The organism is Streptomyces sp. NPDC039424 (assembly GCF_055639495.1).
This window is the reverse complement of record NZ_JBVKAI010000020.1, coordinates 82,602-97,495: the sequence shown is the minus strand read 5'-3', so window position 1 is coordinate 97,495 and position 14,894 is coordinate 82,602. Positions and strand designations below refer to the sequence as shown.

Sequence of the window (14,894 nt, the reverse complement as noted above, 5' to 3'; positions counted from 1 at the left end):
CTGGAGGCCTCGTGGCAACGCCCACCCCCGTCATCGACATCCGCGAGGTGACCAGGACGTACGGGGAAGGCCCCCCGGCCCTGGCCGATGTCACGCTGAGCGTGCGCGCCGGAGAGTCGGTCGCCGTCCTCGGCCCGTCCGGCGGCGGCAAGTCGACGCTGCTGAACCTGATCGCCGGGCTCGACCGGCCCAGCACGGGCAGCGTCACGGTCGACGGGATGCGGGTGGACGCGCTGAGCGAGGCGAGGTCGGCGGAGTACCGGCGGAGCAGGATCGGCATGGTCTTCCAGTTCTTCAACCTCCTGGACGACCTCACGGTCACCGACAACGTCCTGCTGCCCGCCCAGTTGGCGGGCCTGCCGAGGGCCGAGGCCCGCGGGCGCGCCGCCGGGCTGCTGGAGTACCTGCGCATCGACCGGCACGCCGACGCCTACCCCGGCACTCTGTCCGGCGGGGAGCGGCAACGTGTCGCCGTCGCCCGGGCCCTGATGAACCGTCCGGCCCTGCTGCTGGCCGACGAGCCCACGGGCGCGCTGGACACCGCCTCCGGCGCGGACGTCCGGGAACTGCTGACCGACCTCAACGCGGAAGGGCAGACGGTCGTCCTGGTCACCCACGACCTGGGACTCGCCCGCGCCTGCGCGACCCGCACCGTGGAACTCGTGGACGGCCGGATCGTACGGGACAGCGGACCCACGCGAAGGCCGAGACCGGCACAGTCACAGGCGCCGTCCGAGGGCAGGACCCGATGAGCGCCCTCGCCCGGGTGGTCCGCGCCGGGGTCGGGCGCCGCCGCGTGCAGACCGCCGTGCTGATCCTGACCACCCTCATGTCCGTCACCGCCTCGGTTCTGGCCGCCGGGCTGCTCGTCGCGTCCCGGGCGCCTTTCGACCGCGCCTTCGCCCAGCGGCACGGCGCCCACCTCACCGCGCAGTTCGACGGTACGAAGGTGAGTGCCGGGAAGCTGGCGGCCACCGCCCACGCGCCCGGCGTGACCGACGCGGCGGGCCCCTTCCGGAGCCTCTCCGTACGCCCCCGCACGGCCTCGGCCTCCGACATGCTCCCGGCCGGTGTCGACCTGCCCCCGATGATCGTGGTCGGCCGGTCGACCGCCGCGGGCCCGGTCGACCGGGTCGGCCTGGTGGAGGGCGTCTGGGCCACCCGCCCGGGCGAGATCGTGCTGGCCTACGACGGGTTTCCGGTGAGCCCGGGCTTCCGGCTGACGCTTCCCGAAGCGCCGGGCAGCCCGACGCTGACCGTGGTCGGCGTCGCCCGGTCGGTGACGGGCACCGCGGACGCCTGGGTGACACCGGCTCAGGCCGAGGCCCTCACGGCGAGGGGCGGGACGGCGACGTACGAGATGCTGTACCGCTTCCGCCACGCGGGCACGGACGCCGAAGTGGCCGCCGACCGGGCCGAGATCGGCGCGACCGTGCCGAAGGGCGCGATGACCGCCGCTCAGTCGTATCTGACCGTCCGGCAGCAGGAGACCGCCAACGCGATGGCGTTCGTGCCCTTCCTGGCCGCCTTCGGGGTCCTCGGACTGCTGCTGTCGGTGCTGGTCATCGGCATCGTGGTGAGCGGCGCCGTCGGTTCCGCGACCCGGCGCATCGGCATCCTCAAGTCGCTCGGCTTCACCCCGGCGCAGGTCGTACGGGCCTATGTGGGGCAGGCGCTGATCCCGGCGGCGGTGGGCTGCGGACCGGGGCTGGTGCTGGGGAACCTGCTGGCCGTGCCGGTGCTCGGTGAGGTCGGCGAGGCCTTCGACGGCCCGTCGGCGTCGATCCCGGTGTGGATCGACGTCGCCGTGCCGGGCGCGGCCCTCGCCCTGGTCGCGCTCGCCGCTCTGCCGCCCGCGTTGCGCGCGGGCCGGCTGCGCACCGTACAGGCGATCACCGCCGGACGTACGCCCGGTGCCGGGCGGGGGCGTCCGGCGTGGCGGCCGGCCGGGCGGCTGCCGGTGCCGCGCGCGGTCGGTCTCGGGCTGGCGCACCCGTTCGCCCGCCCGGCGCGTGCGGCCACGACGGCTGCCGCGGTCGCCTTCGGCGCCGCCACCGTCACCTTCGGCGTCGGGCTCGCGCTCACGCTCGGGGCCGTCCAGTCGGGCCGCATGCTGGACTCGGCCTGTTCGGTGGTGGTGGCGGCCGGCGGCTCGCAGGCCCCGCCCGGCGCCCAGGCGGTCCCCGCGGACGGCGGGCCCGGCGAGAAGAGGGCCGAACCGTCCGAGGTCGCCGCCGCGCTCCGCGCCCAGCGGGGGACCGACCGCTTCTACGGCACCGCCCAGGCGGAGGTGAGCGCCTCCGGTGTCACCGGCGCCACGACCGTGGTCGCGTACCTGGGCGACTCTTCCTGGGGCGCCCCCCGGATGGTCTCCGGTCGCTGGCTGGACGGCCCGGGTCAGGCGGTGGTCACCACCCGCTTCCTGAAGGCGGCCGGAATCCGCGTCGGCGACACGGTGACCCTGACGGAGCAGGGGCGGCACACCTCGGTACGGATCGTCGGCGAGGCGTTCTTCACCGAGGGCGAGGGCATGGAACTCCTGACCGGGACCTCGGCCCTCGCGGACCTGGGACTCGACGCGAAGCCGGGCCGCTACGCCGTGCGGACGAAGCCGGGCACGGACCTCGCGCCCTACCTGGACTCGCTCAACACCGCGCTCGACCCGACCGGGGCCGTCGCCCTGGCCAACACCGGGGACACGTCCGAGGTGATCGTGACCATGGACGCCCTGGTCGGCACGCTCACCCTGATGCTCGTCGCGGTCGCGGGCCTGGGCGTGCTCAACACGGTCGTCCTGGACACCCGCGACCGCGTCCACGACCTCGGCGTCCTCAAGGCCCTGGGCATGACCCCCCGCCAGACCGTGACCATGGTCGTCACCTCGGTCGCCGCAGTCGGCCTGCTCGCGGGGTTGGCGGCGGTCCCGGCCGGGGTCGCCCTGCACCGGTACGTCACCCCCCTCATGGGCGACGCCGTCGGCATGACCCTGCCCCGGTCGGTCATCGCCGTCTACCACGCACCCACACTGGCCCTGCTCGCCCTCGGGGGACTGGTGATCGCGGTCGCCGGAGCACTGCTGCCGGCCGGGTGGGCGGCCCGGGGGGACACCGTCGGCGCGCTGCGCAGCGAATGAACGGGCCCTCGTACGCATCCGGTCGGCGGACGGTGTGGCGGCCGGCCCGGCTGGGGCGCCCGCCCGTCGTCTGACGCCGAAGAACATGCGGGACAAGGACCCCGGTCGGTCACCTCCGCCGACCGGGGCCCTCTTGCGTCCCCGGATCCGGCCAGCGGCGACACTCCCCCGAGTTACGCGTCGTACGCGCGCGCCGTCGGGCCAGATCCGATGGAACGATCACATCAGGACGCACCAACGGATCGCTAACATGTGGCCAACGGTTCTTTTCTGGAACCGCGGGCGAACTGGCGTGAAGTCGTCGGGCAATGGCGGCAGTAGGCCGGAACCGTAGCGGATTCCAGCTGCGTCCGGGAGAGGGAAGGTGGCGGGAAACCGCCGGGGACAGGGCGGAAATCCGCCATGGACGGCGGGTCCGGGCCCACCGTGGAGCACGGTCGGACGGGACCGCGCGGGAAGGCAGTGGAACGGCTGATGCGGCGGTGCGGGCTGCGGTTCGGACTGCTGGGACCACCCGTTCTGTACGACCGTGCGCTGTACGGTATTTCGTACGACGCCGAGGGCCGCGCGTGTGACGCCTCCGACGACCGCGCCGACGACCGGGTTGTGTGCGACACCCGCGCCCGCGACACCGGCGACCGCAACGGCTTCGCCCCCTCGGTCCGGGCGATCGGCAGCCCCAAGGTGCGCGCCCTGCTCGCCGCGCTGCTGCTGGAGGCGGGCCGTGTCGTGTCGGTCGACTCGCTCAAGGACGCGCTGTGGGGCGGCGCGCCGCCCGCGTCCGCGCAGGCCTCGCTGCACAACCACGTCACCCGGCTGCGCAGGCTCCTCGACGAGCCGGAGCGGCTCAGGGCCGTGCCGCCGGGGTATCTGCTGCGGGTCGACGAGGGCGAGTTGGACGTGCACGTCTTCGACGCCCGGGTCGCCGAGGCACGGGCCGCGCACGGCCGCCGGGACTGGGCGGGCGTGCTGGGCGCCTGCACGGCGGCGCTCGCGCTGTGGCGGGGCGCGCCGCTGAGCGGACTGCCCGCCGAACTCGGCGGATACGCCTTCGCCCAGCGCCTGGAGGAGGCCCGGCTGCTCCTGCTGGAGTGGCGGTACGACGCCGAACTGGCCCTCGGCGGGCCCCGGCTGGCCGCGCTGGTGCCGGAGTTGGCCGCCCTCGTGGCCGAGCATCCGCTGCGCGAGGCCTACCACCGCCAGCTCATGCTCGCCCTGCACCGCACCGGCCGCCAGGCCGAGGCCCTCGCCGTCCACCGCGACCTGCGCACCCGCCTCGTCGAGGAACTCGGCGTCGAGCCGGGCCCGGCGGTGCGCAAGGCCCATGTCGAGGTGCTGCGGGCGGCCGGGGACCCGGCCGACTCCACCGGGAGCGGCGCGCGGGAGGGCGCGTACGAGGGGCACCTGTCCATCGAGAACGGTGAGTTCGCGGGCGGGGACCGGCGAGCGGCGCACCCCGACGCCGACACGGGCTCGGACGACGACCCGCCGCCCGAGCAGGGCACCCCGCACCACCCCGCGTCCACTCGCGAGGACACCGACCCGGCGCCCCGTGCGCCCCGCCCCGCGCAGCTCCCGCCGCCACCCGCCCACTTCACCGGCCGCGGCGCCGTACTCCACGACCTGCGCCGCGCCCTCGCCGGACCCGGTGAGGACGCGGCCACCGCCCGGAGCTCCGTCGTCGCCGTCATCAGCGGCATGGCCGGCGTCGGCAAGAGCGCCCTCGCCCTGCGTGTGGCACACCAGTTGCGGGAGCGTTTCCCGGACGGCCAGCTGTACGTCAACCTGCACGGCGCGACCCCCGGCATGTCCCCGCTGGCCCCCGCCCAGGCCCTCGGCGCCCTGCTCCGCGACCTCGGCACCGAACCCCGGGGCATCCCCGAACACCCGGACGCCGCCGCCGCGTTGCTGCGCTCCCTGCTCGCGCCGACCCGCACCCTGATGGTGCTGGACGACGCCGCGAACGCCGCGCAGGTACGGCCGCTGCTGCCGGCCGGCCCCGGGTGCGCGGTGATCGTCACCAGCCGCTCCCCGCTGGCCGCCCTCGACGGCGCCCGTCGCTTCCCGCTCGGACCGCTGACCGGCGAGGACAGCGCGGCGCTGCTGCGCACGGTCTCCGGCCGCGACGGACTCGACGCCGGGCACCCCCTGGTCGAACTCACCGGCCGCCTGCCGCTCGCCCTGCGGGTCGTCGCCGCCCGGCTGGCCGCCCGACACGCCCTCACCCCGGACATGCTCGCGGGTCAGTTGGCGGCCACCGAGGGCAGGTTGCACCACCTGGAGTACGACGACCTGAGCGTCCGCCGCTCCCTGGCCGTCGCGCACGACGCGCTGGCCGCCTCCGTCCGCGAGGCCGACCGGGACGCGGCCCGTGTCCTGCGCCGCATCGGCGCCCTCGACCTGCCCGCCTACGGGGCGGCCCTGATCGCCCGCCTCACCGGCACCGACGAGCGCCGAGCCGAGGCCGCCCTGGACCGCCTGGTCGACGTCGCCCTGCTGGAGGAGACGGCGTACGGCCGCTACGCACCCCACGACCTGGTCCGCGACTTCGCCCGCGAACTCGCCGGCCCCGGCGAGGACACCGCCGCCACCACCGCCCTGGGCTGGTACGCCGCCGTCGCCGAGCGCACCCTCACCGCGATCGTGGAACCCGGCCTCGACCAGGACGACCGCCGTCGCCCGACCGCCGCCCAGCCGCCCGCGCACGCGGCGACCGTGCGGGCCGTACCGCCCTTCGGCTCCGCCGAGGAGGCCTTCGCCTGGGGCGAGGGGGAACTGGAGAACGTCGTCGCCCTGGTCGAGCGGTACGCCGGGACACCGGACGACCGGCAGGCCGCCCATCTCTCCACCCTCGCCCGGCTGTTCTTCCCCTACGTCCAGCGCAGCGGCCGGGTCGCCGAGATGGAGGTGCTCGGCCGGGCCGCCCTGGACACGGCGCGGCGGCTCGGCGACGAGGCGGCCGAGGCGTACGCGCTCGGCGACCTCGCGGGCCTGCACTTCCTGACCGGACGGCAGAACGACGCCCTCGCCCTGACCGACCAGTCCCTGACGATCTGGCGGCGGCTCGGCACGGTCTCCTGGATCCGGCGCTGCCTCAACAACCGGGGGCTGCTGCTGGAGGGCCTCGGGCGGTACGCGGAGTCCGGGGACGCGCTGCGGCAGAGCCTGGAGTACTCGCGGCAGCTCAACGACCCTTACGGCGAGGCCGTCACCTACAGCCACCTCGGCAACCTGTACGAGCACACCGACCCGCGCGCCGCCATCGAGCAGCACCGGCGCTCACTGGCCATCGGGGACGCGATCGGCGCCGTGATCGTGCAGCACTCCGCGCACTGCAACATCGGCTACGCCCACCTCACCCTCGGCGAACCGGCCGCCGCCGCCGCGCACTTCGAGGAGAGCCTGCGCATCCTCGGCGGCCATGGCGACTGGCACGGCGAGTCCCAGACCCGGCTCGGCCTGGTGCGCGCGCTCAGGCACCTGGGCCGCACCGAACGCGCCGGGCGCGAGTGCGCCGAGCTGCTCGGCCGCGCGGACGCCCGCGCCGACCGCTACGTGGGCGGCCTCGCCCGGCACCAGCACGGACTCCTGCTGCACGAGAAGGGGCGCGTGGCGGAGGCGCACGAGGTGTGGCGCGCGGCGCTCACCGCGCTGGACGGAACGGACGAGACGGCGGTCCTGGCCGAGCTGCGGGAGCTGCTCGCGGGAGCCGGCTGAGCAGCGGGTGCCGGATCACTTGGCGTCCGCATAGCACTCCACCACCGCCGTCGTGAACGGGAACCGCACCGGCGTCTCACCGAAGGTCAGCCGCCCCGCCAGGCCCGCCGCCTCCCGGATCGCCGCCACCACCGCCTCGGCCTCCTCCTCGGGACAGTGCACGATCACCTCGTCGTGCTGGAAGAAGACCAGCTCGGCCGCCAGGTCCGCGCAGCTCCGCCGCAGCGCCGCGAGCAGCAGCAGCGCCCAGTCGGCGGCGCTGCCCTGGACGACGAAGTTGCGGGCGAAGCGGCCCCGGGCGCGGGCGTTGGTGGAGGCGTAACCGGGGACCCACTGCTGCCCGTCGGTCTCCTCGTCCCCGACCGGGATGCCCGCCTCCTCCGCCGTGTCCTCGCCGGACCTCGCCGCGGGCGGGCAGGTCCGCCCCAGCCAGGTGCGCACCAGCCGCCCCTCCTCGCCGGCCCGCGCCGCCTCGTCGACGTACGCCACCGCCCGGGGAAAGCGGCGTCTGAGCGCGGCGAGGTTCTTCAGGCCGTCGCCGGAGGTCTGGCCGTAGACCGCGCCGAGCACGGCGAGCTTGGCCTGTGCGCGGTCGCCGGAGAAGGCCCGGTCGGAGACGGCCTGGTACAGGTCGCTCTCCCGGCCCGCCACCTCCATCAGCCCGGGGTCGCGGGAGATCGCCGCCAGCACCCGCGGCTCCATCTGGTCGGCGTCGGCGACCACCAGCCGCCAGCCGGGGTCGGCGACCACGGCCCGCCGGATCACCTTGGGGATCTGCAGCGCGCCCCCGCCGTTGGTGACCCAGCGTCCGGTGACCGTGCCGCCCGCGAGGAACTCCGGCCGGAACCGCCCCTCGCGGACCCAGTCCTGCAGCCAGGACCAGCCGTGCGCCACCCAGATGCGGTACAGCTTCTTGTACTCCAGCAGCGGTTTCACCGCCGGGTGGTCGACGGAGGCGATCTCCCAGCGGCGGGTGGACTTCACCTTGATCCCGGCCTGCGCGAAGGCCTTGACCACGTCGGCGGGCAGATCGGGCCGCACCCGGCGGCCGAACGCGGCGGACACCTCGTCCGCCAGCTCGGCCAGACGGCGGGGCTCACCCCCGCCCGCGTACCGCTCGCCGAGCAGGTCGCGCAGCAGCTCGCGGTGCACCTCCGCGCTCCACGGCAGTCCCGCCCGGTTCATCTCGGCGGCCACCAGCATCCCCGCCGACTCGGCCGCCGTCAGCAGCCGCATCCGGTCGGGGTGCGCGGCCCGGTCGTGCCGCCGCTGCTGCTCGGCGTAGACCGCGAGGAGGTCCGTCAGCGGCAGGCGGGCGCCCTGCGGCTCGAACAGCGGTGACTGCGCGCCCGGTTCGGCGGAGCGCTGCGGCGGATCGGGCGGTACGGGGCCGCCCCGGAGGCGGGCCAGGGCGGCGGCGGCCGAACGCGGCTCGCCGTACCGGCCCTCGTGGCCCAGCAGGAGTGTCTCGGCGTCCTCGATGTCGTAGCACCGCTCCACTCGCACCCCCGTGGCGAGCAGACGCGGATAGACCTCGGCGGTCGACAGCCACACCCAGCGCGTCACCTCCGGGCGGCTCCGCACCGCCCCGGCGAGATCGGGCTCCCGCCTCGCCGGCCCGCAGGGCAGCCCGTCCGGGCCGAGGGGGGCGAGCTCCGCGCCACCGTCCTCGGCCGGGGCGAGGGCCCAGCGGTCGGTCATGGTCGCGAGTGTGGCAGGCGGGTCTGACAAACGGCGCTGACCTGCGCCTTTCAGCTCTCAGGTCCGTTCTCCTCCGTCTTCTCCCCCGTCTCCTCCTCCTGCCCGAGCACGAGCAGCGACAGCACCTTCGCGAGGTACCGCTCGGTCTTCGGCTTGTCGATGCCGAGGCCGCTCAGCACGCCCTCGCCGTTCTCGTACTCCAGCAGGGCCAGCAGGAGGTGCTCGGTGCCGATGTAGTTGTGGCCGAGGCGGAGGGCCTCGCGGAAGGTGAGCTCCAGGGGCTTCTTGGCGGCGGCGCCGTACGGGACGAGTTCGGGCACCTCGTCCGCGGCCGGGGGCAGCGCGGCGGTCGCGGCCTCGCGGACGGCGTCGAAGGAGACGCCCTGTTCGGCGATCGCCTTCGCGGCGAGGCCCTCGGGCTCCGCGAGCAGGCCCAGGACGAGGTGCTCGGGCAGCACCTCGGTGTTGCGGGCGTTCTTGGCCGCGTTGTGGGCGGCCATGACCACGTTCCGCGCGCGCGGGGTGTAGCGGCTGAAGCCTTGGCTCGGGTCCAGGTCGGCCGACTCCTTGGGCACGAAGCGCTTCTGCGCAGCCTGCCGGGTGACGCCCATGCTCCTGCCGATGTCCGTCCAGGACGCGCCGGAGCGCCGCGCCTGGTCGACGAAGTGACCGATCAGGTGGTCGGCGACGTCGCCGAGGTGGTCGGCGGCGATCACCGCGTCCTGGAGCTGGTCCAGGGGTTCGGTGTGGCCCTTCTTGATGGCCTCGATGAGGTCGTCGAGTCGCACGGAAGCCGTGCCGGGAGAGTTCGTCGTCATGTGTCAACCGTAGGTTGACGGCCCGAGGGCGTCAACCCGAAGTTGACAGGTGGCGGGATTTCTACCTGGGCGCCGCCGCCAGCCGTACCGCCGGCCCCGCGAACACCGTCCCGCTCAGGAGGTCCAGCCCCCGCGCCACCCGCCGGCTGCGCCGCAGCAGCGTGGCGAGCTTCCCGGACAGCAGCCCGACCGAGCCGTCCACGAGCAGGCCCATCACCGTGATCGTGGCGCCGAGGACGAGGAATTGCTCCCGTACGTGGCCCAGCTCGGGGTTCACGAACTGCGGCAGGAAGGAGACGTTGAAGAGGATCACCTTGGGGTTGAGCAGGTTGGTGACGGCTCCTCGCCAGAAGGCACGCCACCGCCCCGGGCCCGCGGTGCCCTCCGCCTCGACCGGCGCGGAGCCGCCGCGGAACGCCCTGACCGCGAGGTACAGCAGATAGGCGGCGCCCGCCCAGCGCAGCACGTGGTAGAGCACCGGCAGCGTCAGGAACAGCGCCGACAGCCCGAGCGCGGCGGCGACCGCGTGCACGAACATCGCGCAGGCCACCCCGACGGCGGCCGTCACCCCCGCCGACGGGCCGCCCCGGCCGCCCATCGCCACGATGAACATCATGTCGGGGCCGGGAGTGACGCAGAGCGCGAAGGCCGCGACGAGGAACGCCGCGTAGAGAGATGTGTCGACCATGCTTCGCGCGGCCACCGGGATGGCCAAACCGAATTCCGGAGAGCGAGACGCCAGGACCACGGACGGTTGTCCACAGCCTGTGGACAACCGCGGCCCTTTGTCGGCGTCCCATGGCACGATCGACGGGTGAGCAGCGAAACCACCACCGTCGAGCGAGCCTTCCGGGCCGCCCTGTACGACGACTCCGACCCCGGCCTGGACACGGGCGCCTCCCTCCTCGCGTCCGACCCCGCGGCGGACGCCGAACTGGCCCGGCGCGGGGAGGAGTTCGTCGAGACGGCCTGGCGGCGCGGCTGGCAGCCCGCCGACGTCGTACGGCTGGTGCGGCGCGAGCTGGACGACGTGCACGTGGCCCTGGCGGCGGCGCTGATCCGCGCGCAGGCGCCGCGGGACCGGCCGCGTGGCCCTCGCTGGACCGCGCAGCTCGACGACCTCCCCGCCGCCCCTTCGCGCGGGCCCGACCGCTTCTCGCACGCCACCGCCGTCCTGGAGCTCTACCGCCTGCTGCTGCGCCTGCCCGCCCTGGAACCCCTGGAGGAACCCCGCCGGGAGCAGCACCGGCCCGCCTCCCGCATGCTCACCCGGATCCGCGCGCTGCTCGCCAAGGCCGAGGCGACCGGGTACCCGGAGGAGGCGGAGGCGCTGAGCGCCAAGGCGCAGGAGCTGATGGCACGGCACAGCATCGACGAGGCGCTGCTCGCGGCCGGGGCGCCCTCGGCGGACGCGCCCGGCGCCTGCCGCATCGGTGTCGAGCCGCCGTACGAGCAGGCCAAGGCGGTCCTGCTCGACGCGGTCGCCACCGCCAACCACTGCCGCGCGGTGTGGAACGAACCGCTGGGCTTCTCCACGGTCGTCGGCTTCGAGCCCGATCTGGAGTCGGTCGAGCTGCTCTACACCTCGCTCCTCGTCCAGGCCACGCACGCGATGACCAAGGCCGAGGCGGCCCAGAGGGCGGGCGGCCGGAAGCGGACGAAGACCTTCCGGCAGTCCTTCCTCGCGGCTTACGCCCACCGCGTCGGCGAGCGCCTCACGGCCGCCGCCGAGACCCAGGTCACCCAGGATCTCCTCCCGGTCCTGGCCACCCGCGAGATGGCCGTCACCGACCGCCTGGAGCACCTGTTCCCGCAGACCACCACGACCCGTCTGCGCGGGGTGAGCGACGCGGCGGGCTGGACGGAGGGCGCCCGGGCCGCCGACCGGGCCCAGGTCAGGGCCCGCCCGGTGATCGACTGACGCTCAGTCACCCACCTGCTGGAAGGCGCTCACGGAAGCCTGGTCCCCCGCCTTGCTCTTGCCGGCGACGGGGCCGTACTTCCAGGGGAAGGTCTGCGGGGTGCCGCCGCCGGGCAGGCCGATCTTCACGGTCTTGGCGGCGAGGCTGTTCTTGTCGCCCGCCGCGCTGCGCTCGTAGGTGATGGTGAAGGACGCGGAGTCGCCCTTCTGGAGCTTCAGCTTCTGCGCCTTCGCGCCCTGCTGGGCGGCGAGCTTCACCGAGGCGCCGCCCCCGTCCAGGGTGGCGTCGGGGAAACCGTCCAGGGTGCACGGCTTGCTCTGGTTGGTGATGCTGACGGGCACCTCGCCCGTGTCACCGGCGGCCGGGGCCACGCTCGCGGACCCGACCTGCACGGAGACCCCGCCGATCTCGCAGGCGGAGCTGCTCTTGCCCTTGCCGCCGCCGCCGTCGCCGTCGTCGCAGGCGGTCAGGACGAGGGCGGCGGCGAGGGCGGTGACGGTGAGCGGAATGGCGCGCATGAGTGGAGTCCCCTGTCGAAATCGTGACGGTGCCCCAGCATCATCACGCCTGCGCCCGGTGCCCCGTCGCACGCCCCACCGCTACGACGCGGGGGAAGCGGCCGTCGACAGCTCCGGCGGCAGCTTTCCGCCCTCGGCCTTGGTGTACTTCTCCTTGCCGAGCTTGCCCGACCAGGTCACCGTCATCGCGTTCTTGCCGGCCGAGCCGACCATCCCGGTCGCCCGGGCCTTGCTGCCGTCGGCGCAGGTCAGGTGGATCATCTCCATCCCGGCCTCCTCGCCGGCGGTCCCGCTGCACACGGTGCCGCCGGTCGCGAAGAGCCCGGCCTTCTTGCCGTTGACCACCAGGGCGACCGCCTTGCCGTCGGTCGTGGCGAGCCAGCTGCCTTGCAGGTCGTCGGACGCGCCGGTGACCCCGCCCGTACCGCCCCCGGTGTTCGCGGTCGAGGCCGGGGCCGAGGACGCGCTCGGGCTGGTCGAGGCGTCGTCCTCGGAGTCACCCCCGCCGCCGCACGCGGTCAGCGCCAGCGCGCCCGCCAGCGCCGCGGCCACGGCCGTGATCCGCGCTCTCGTGGTCGCCACCCTCGTAGTCGCCGAAATCACTGCAAGCTCCCAAGCTGTAGCCGGTCGGCCGCCGGTTGGCCGGAGGGACCGCAGCAAGCTACCAGGACTCCCCAGGAGGACCTCCGGATGCCCGGCTGACGCCGATCCGGCCGATCTCGCGGACCGCACCAATATGTGAACGTTGGAACACCAAGGGCGCGATGCGCGTCTCTTCCTAGTGCACGAAGGATTCGAACCGGACGACCTGGGCGCAGACCATGCGCTGATGATCACGGACGGGGGTCGGCGTTCGCATGTGCGGCGAGCACTGGGGCAGGCGCTGGAACAGCTTCGGTACGGCAGTCGTCCAAGCTGTAACCGGAGAGCCACCCCTCGTGCACGTGCATCTGCCCATGCATCTGCACGTGAACAGGGTTATGATCCGGCACAGTTGACCAAAGCATCTATGGCCACACCAGCCAAAGTGCACCACCGGGGAGCGACCTGTGGACCGCGACGTTGACGGCGTGTACGGGGGGTACGACGTGTACAACGGCATGGCTGCCACGCAGCTGGACGGAGTGGCCTGGCAGAAGAGCAGGCACAGCAACTCGCAGGGTTCCTGCGTGGAGTTCGCGAGACTGCCGGGCGGAGATGTGGCGGTGCGCAACTCGCGCTTCCCGGACGGTCCCGCGCTCGTCTACACGCGCGCGGAGATCGAGGCGATGCTGCTGGGCGTCAAGGACGGCGAGTTCGACCACCTGGTAGCAGGCTGACGCACACGCGCCCGGCCGGGGACACACCAGGGCCTTCACGACAACACTCGCGCTGGACGCGCGTAGAAACGCGGCGTCGGACGACGCCGCGTTTCGTCATTCGTCCGGCCGCAGCCGGAACAGCGCCCAGACGACCTTGCCGTCGAGGGTGCCGGCCAGCGGGTGCCAGCCCCAGCCGTCACTGAAGGAGTCGACGAGGAACAGACCGCGTCCCGACTCCGCCGAGAAGTCGTCCGAGTCGCGTGCGACCGGGGTCTCGTGGCTGGGGTCGCGCACCGCGCACACCAGCCGCTCGGTCCACCGCATCAGGTGCAGCCGCACCGACGAGGCATGGTCCGCGCACCGCCCGGTGTCGCCCGGCAGCGCGTGCCGCAGGGCGTTGGTGACCAGTTCGGAGACGACCAGGCATATGTCGTCGAAGCGGTCGCCCACGTCCCACTGGTCGAGCGTCCGGCGGGTGAACAGGCGGGCCTCGCGCACCGCTTCGTAGCGGGCGGGCAGAGCGCAGGAGGCGGCGCTGGACACGGCCGCGGGATCCAGCGGCGGAAGGCCCTGCCGTAACGGCTCGAGCATGGTCGATCCATTCGTCCCCATGCGAGGCACTCCCGGGAATTCGCGGTCGTTGCGATGCAGCGGTGGCGCGGGACCATGGTTTCGGATGCGCACAGCAGATGCAAGGGCAGATGCACGTGCACGAGACCGAATTGAGCCGCCCCGTACCGCTTGTTGGCCATTTTTTCCGCCAAGCTCATGCACGTCCCACACCTCTCCCTTGCAACTTCCTGTGTGAAATCATTGGCGTCTTTCCGTTTCCGTAACCGGACGAGTACTGCTCGAAGTGTTTTAGTGGCAGACTGCGGCCCCTGAAGACGGTTGGGGAGGCTGGCGAACGTGAGCGCGGGAGAGCCGGGATCGGTGGTGCGGCGCATGCTGCTCGGATCACAACTCAGGCGACTGCGTGAATCGCGGGGGATCACGCGAGAGGCGGCGGGCTACTCGATCCGGGCCTCCGAATCGAAGATCAGCCGGATGGAGCTGGGCCGGGTGAGCTTCAAGACGAGGGACGTGGAGGACCTGCTGACGCTGTACGGCATCTCGGACGAGGCCGAGCGCGAGTCTCTGCTCTCCCTCGCCAGGGAGGCCAACGTGGCGGGCTGGTGGCACAGTTACTCCGACGTCCTGCCGAGCTGGTTCCCCACCTATGTCGGCCTGGAGGGCGCGGCCTCCCTGATCCGGGCGTACGAGGTGCAGTTCGTGCACGGTCTGCTGCAGACCGAGGAGTACGCCCGCGCGGTCGTGCGGCGCGGTATGAAGGGCGCGAGCACGGCCGATGTCGAGCGGCGCGTGGCGCTGCGCCTGGAGCGGCAGAAGTACCTGGTGGCCGAGAACGCCCCCGACGTCCACATCGTCCTCGACGAGGCCGCCCTGCGCCGCCCGTACGGCGACCGCGAGGTGATGCGCGGCCAGCTCCAGCACCTGATCGAGATCTCCGAGCGGCCCAACATCCGGCTGCAGGTCATGCCGTTCAGCTTCGGCGGCCACTCGGGGGAGAGCGGTGCCTTCACGATCCTCAGCTTCCCCGAGTCCGATCTGTCGGACGTGGTCTACCTGGAGCAGCTCACCAGCGCGCTCTACCTGGACAAGCGCGAGGACGTCGCCCAGTACGAACAGGCCCTGAAGGAGCTCCAGCAGGACAGCCCCGGACCGGACGAGAGCCGGGATCTGCTGCGAGGGCTGCTGCAGCTGTCCTGACGCAGGGCGCCCTT

12 protein-coding genes are annotated in these 14,894 nt (G+C 73.5%); 6 read left to right on the top strand and 6 right to left on the bottom strand.

Features of this window, described 5'->3' with window-relative positions; translation table 11 throughout:
- The first annotated feature begins 11 nt into the window (after positions 1-11).
- From ACZ7L0_RS35385 to ACZ7L0_RS35375, 3 genes are all read left to right on the top strand, one after another.
- Positions 12-752: an ABC transporter ATP-binding protein gene (locus tag ACZ7L0_RS35385; protein ID WP_471246651.1), complete on the top strand. Its 741-nt coding sequence runs from the start codon at positions 12-14 to the stop codon at positions 750-752.
- Positions 749-3,133, top strand: a complete 2,385-nt coding sequence (locus ACZ7L0_RS35380; protein WP_471246650.1) for an ABC transporter permease — start codon at positions 749-751, stop codon at positions 3,131-3,133. The genes ACZ7L0_RS35385 and ACZ7L0_RS35380 overlap by 4 nt, the downstream gene beginning before the upstream one ends.
- A 474-nt stretch (positions 3,134-3,607) precedes the next feature.
- On the top strand, positions 3,608-6,850 hold the full coding sequence (locus ACZ7L0_RS35375) for an AfsR/SARP family transcriptional regulator (protein ID WP_471246705.1): 3,243 nt from the start codon (positions 3,608-3,610) through the stop codon (positions 6,848-6,850).
- 15 nt (positions 6,851-6,865) lie between these two features.
- Here ACZ7L0_RS35375 and ACZ7L0_RS35370 read toward each other — a convergent pair whose 3' ends face one another.
- The 3 genes from ACZ7L0_RS35370 to ACZ7L0_RS35360 form a co-directional block, all read right to left on the bottom strand.
- The gene (locus tag ACZ7L0_RS35370) at positions 6,866-8,551 is read right to left on the bottom strand and encodes a bifunctional 3'-5' exonuclease/DNA polymerase (RefSeq protein ID WP_471246649.1); all 1,686 of its coding nucleotides are present in this window, start codon (positions 8,549-8,551) and stop codon (positions 6,866-6,868) included.
- Between the two features lie 50 nt (positions 8,552-8,601).
- A complete protein-coding gene (locus ACZ7L0_RS35365) occupies positions 8,602-9,369 on the bottom strand; it encodes a Clp protease N-terminal domain-containing protein (protein WP_471246648.1) in 768 nt (255 codons plus the stop codon).
- Positions 9,370-9,430: 61 nt separating this feature from the next.
- Positions 9,431-10,057: a LysE family translocator gene (locus ACZ7L0_RS35360; protein ID WP_471246647.1), complete on the bottom strand. Its 627-nt coding sequence runs from the start codon at positions 10,055-10,057 to the stop codon at positions 9,431-9,433.
- A gap of 126 nt (positions 10,058-10,183) precedes the next feature.
- Here ACZ7L0_RS35360 and ACZ7L0_RS35355 point away from each other — a divergent pair, with 126 nt between their 5' ends.
- The gene (locus tag ACZ7L0_RS35355) at positions 10,184-11,290 is read left to right on the top strand and encodes a DUF2786 domain-containing protein (RefSeq protein WP_471246646.1); all 1,107 of its coding nucleotides are present in this window, start codon (positions 10,184-10,186) and stop codon (positions 11,288-11,290) included.
- A 3-nt stretch (positions 11,291-11,293) separates the two neighbouring features.
- Here ACZ7L0_RS35355 and ACZ7L0_RS35350 read toward each other — a convergent pair whose 3' ends face one another.
- Positions 11,294-11,809 (bottom strand): DUF4232 domain-containing protein, encoded by a 516-nt coding sequence (locus tag ACZ7L0_RS35350; protein WP_471246645.1) that lies wholly within the window; start codon positions 11,807-11,809, stop codon positions 11,294-11,296.
- Between the two features lie 81 nt (positions 11,810-11,890).
- Positions 11,891-12,391: a hypothetical protein gene (locus ACZ7L0_RS35345; RefSeq protein WP_471246644.1), complete on the bottom strand. Its 501-nt coding sequence runs from the start codon at positions 12,389-12,391 to the stop codon at positions 11,891-11,893.
- A 467-nt stretch (positions 12,392-12,858) separates the two neighbouring features.
- Here ACZ7L0_RS35345 and ACZ7L0_RS35340 point away from each other — a divergent pair, with 467 nt between their 5' ends.
- Complete coding sequence (locus ACZ7L0_RS35340; RefSeq protein WP_389143463.1) at positions 12,859-13,128, top strand: DUF397 domain-containing protein; 270 nt, start codon at positions 12,859-12,861, stop codon at positions 13,126-13,128.
- A 96-nt stretch (positions 13,129-13,224) separates the two neighbouring features.
- Here ACZ7L0_RS35340 and ACZ7L0_RS35335 read toward each other — a convergent pair whose 3' ends face one another.
- Entirely contained in the window at positions 13,225-13,722 is a 498-nt protein-coding gene (locus ACZ7L0_RS35335; protein ID WP_471246643.1) for an ATP-binding protein, read from the bottom strand.
- Between the two features lie 333 nt (positions 13,723-14,055).
- Between ACZ7L0_RS35335 and ACZ7L0_RS35330 the strand changes: the two genes are divergently transcribed.
- Complete coding sequence (locus ACZ7L0_RS35330; protein ID WP_471246704.1) at positions 14,056-14,880, top strand: helix-turn-helix domain-containing protein; 825 nt, start codon at positions 14,056-14,058, stop codon at positions 14,878-14,880.
- Positions 14,881-14,894: the final 14 nt, after the last annotated feature.

Excerpts from the sequence above, each read along its gene's own strand:
- ACZ7L0_RS35380 (WP_471246650.1), top strand. The coding sequence starts at position 749 with ATGAGCGCCCTCGCCCGGGTGGTCCGCGCCGGGGTCGGGCGCCGCCGC.
- ACZ7L0_RS35375 (WP_471246705.1), top strand. The coding sequence starts at position 3,608 with ATGCGGCGGTGCGGGCTGCGGTTCGGACTGCTGGGACCACCCGTTCTG.
- ACZ7L0_RS35370 (WP_471246649.1), bottom strand. The coding sequence starts at position 8,551 with ATGACCGACCGCTGGGCCCTCGCCCCGGCCGAGGACGGTGGCGCGGAG.
- ACZ7L0_RS35365 (WP_471246648.1), bottom strand. The coding sequence starts at position 9,369 with ATGACGACGAACTCTCCCGGCACGGCTTCCGTGCGACTCGACGACCTC.
- ACZ7L0_RS35360 (WP_471246647.1), bottom strand. The coding sequence starts at position 10,057 with ATGGTCGACACATCTCTCTACGCGGCGTTCCTCGTCGCGGCCTTCGCG.
- ACZ7L0_RS35350 (WP_471246645.1), bottom strand. The coding sequence starts at position 11,809 with ATGCGCGCCATTCCGCTCACCGTCACCGCCCTCGCCGCCGCCCTCGTC.
- ACZ7L0_RS35335 (WP_471246643.1), bottom strand. The coding sequence starts at position 13,722 with ATGGGGACGAATGGATCGACCATGCTCGAGCCGTTACGGCAGGGCCTT.
- ACZ7L0_RS35330 (WP_471246704.1), top strand. The coding sequence starts at position 14,056 with ATGCTGCTCGGATCACAACTCAGGCGACTGCGTGAATCGCGGGGGATC.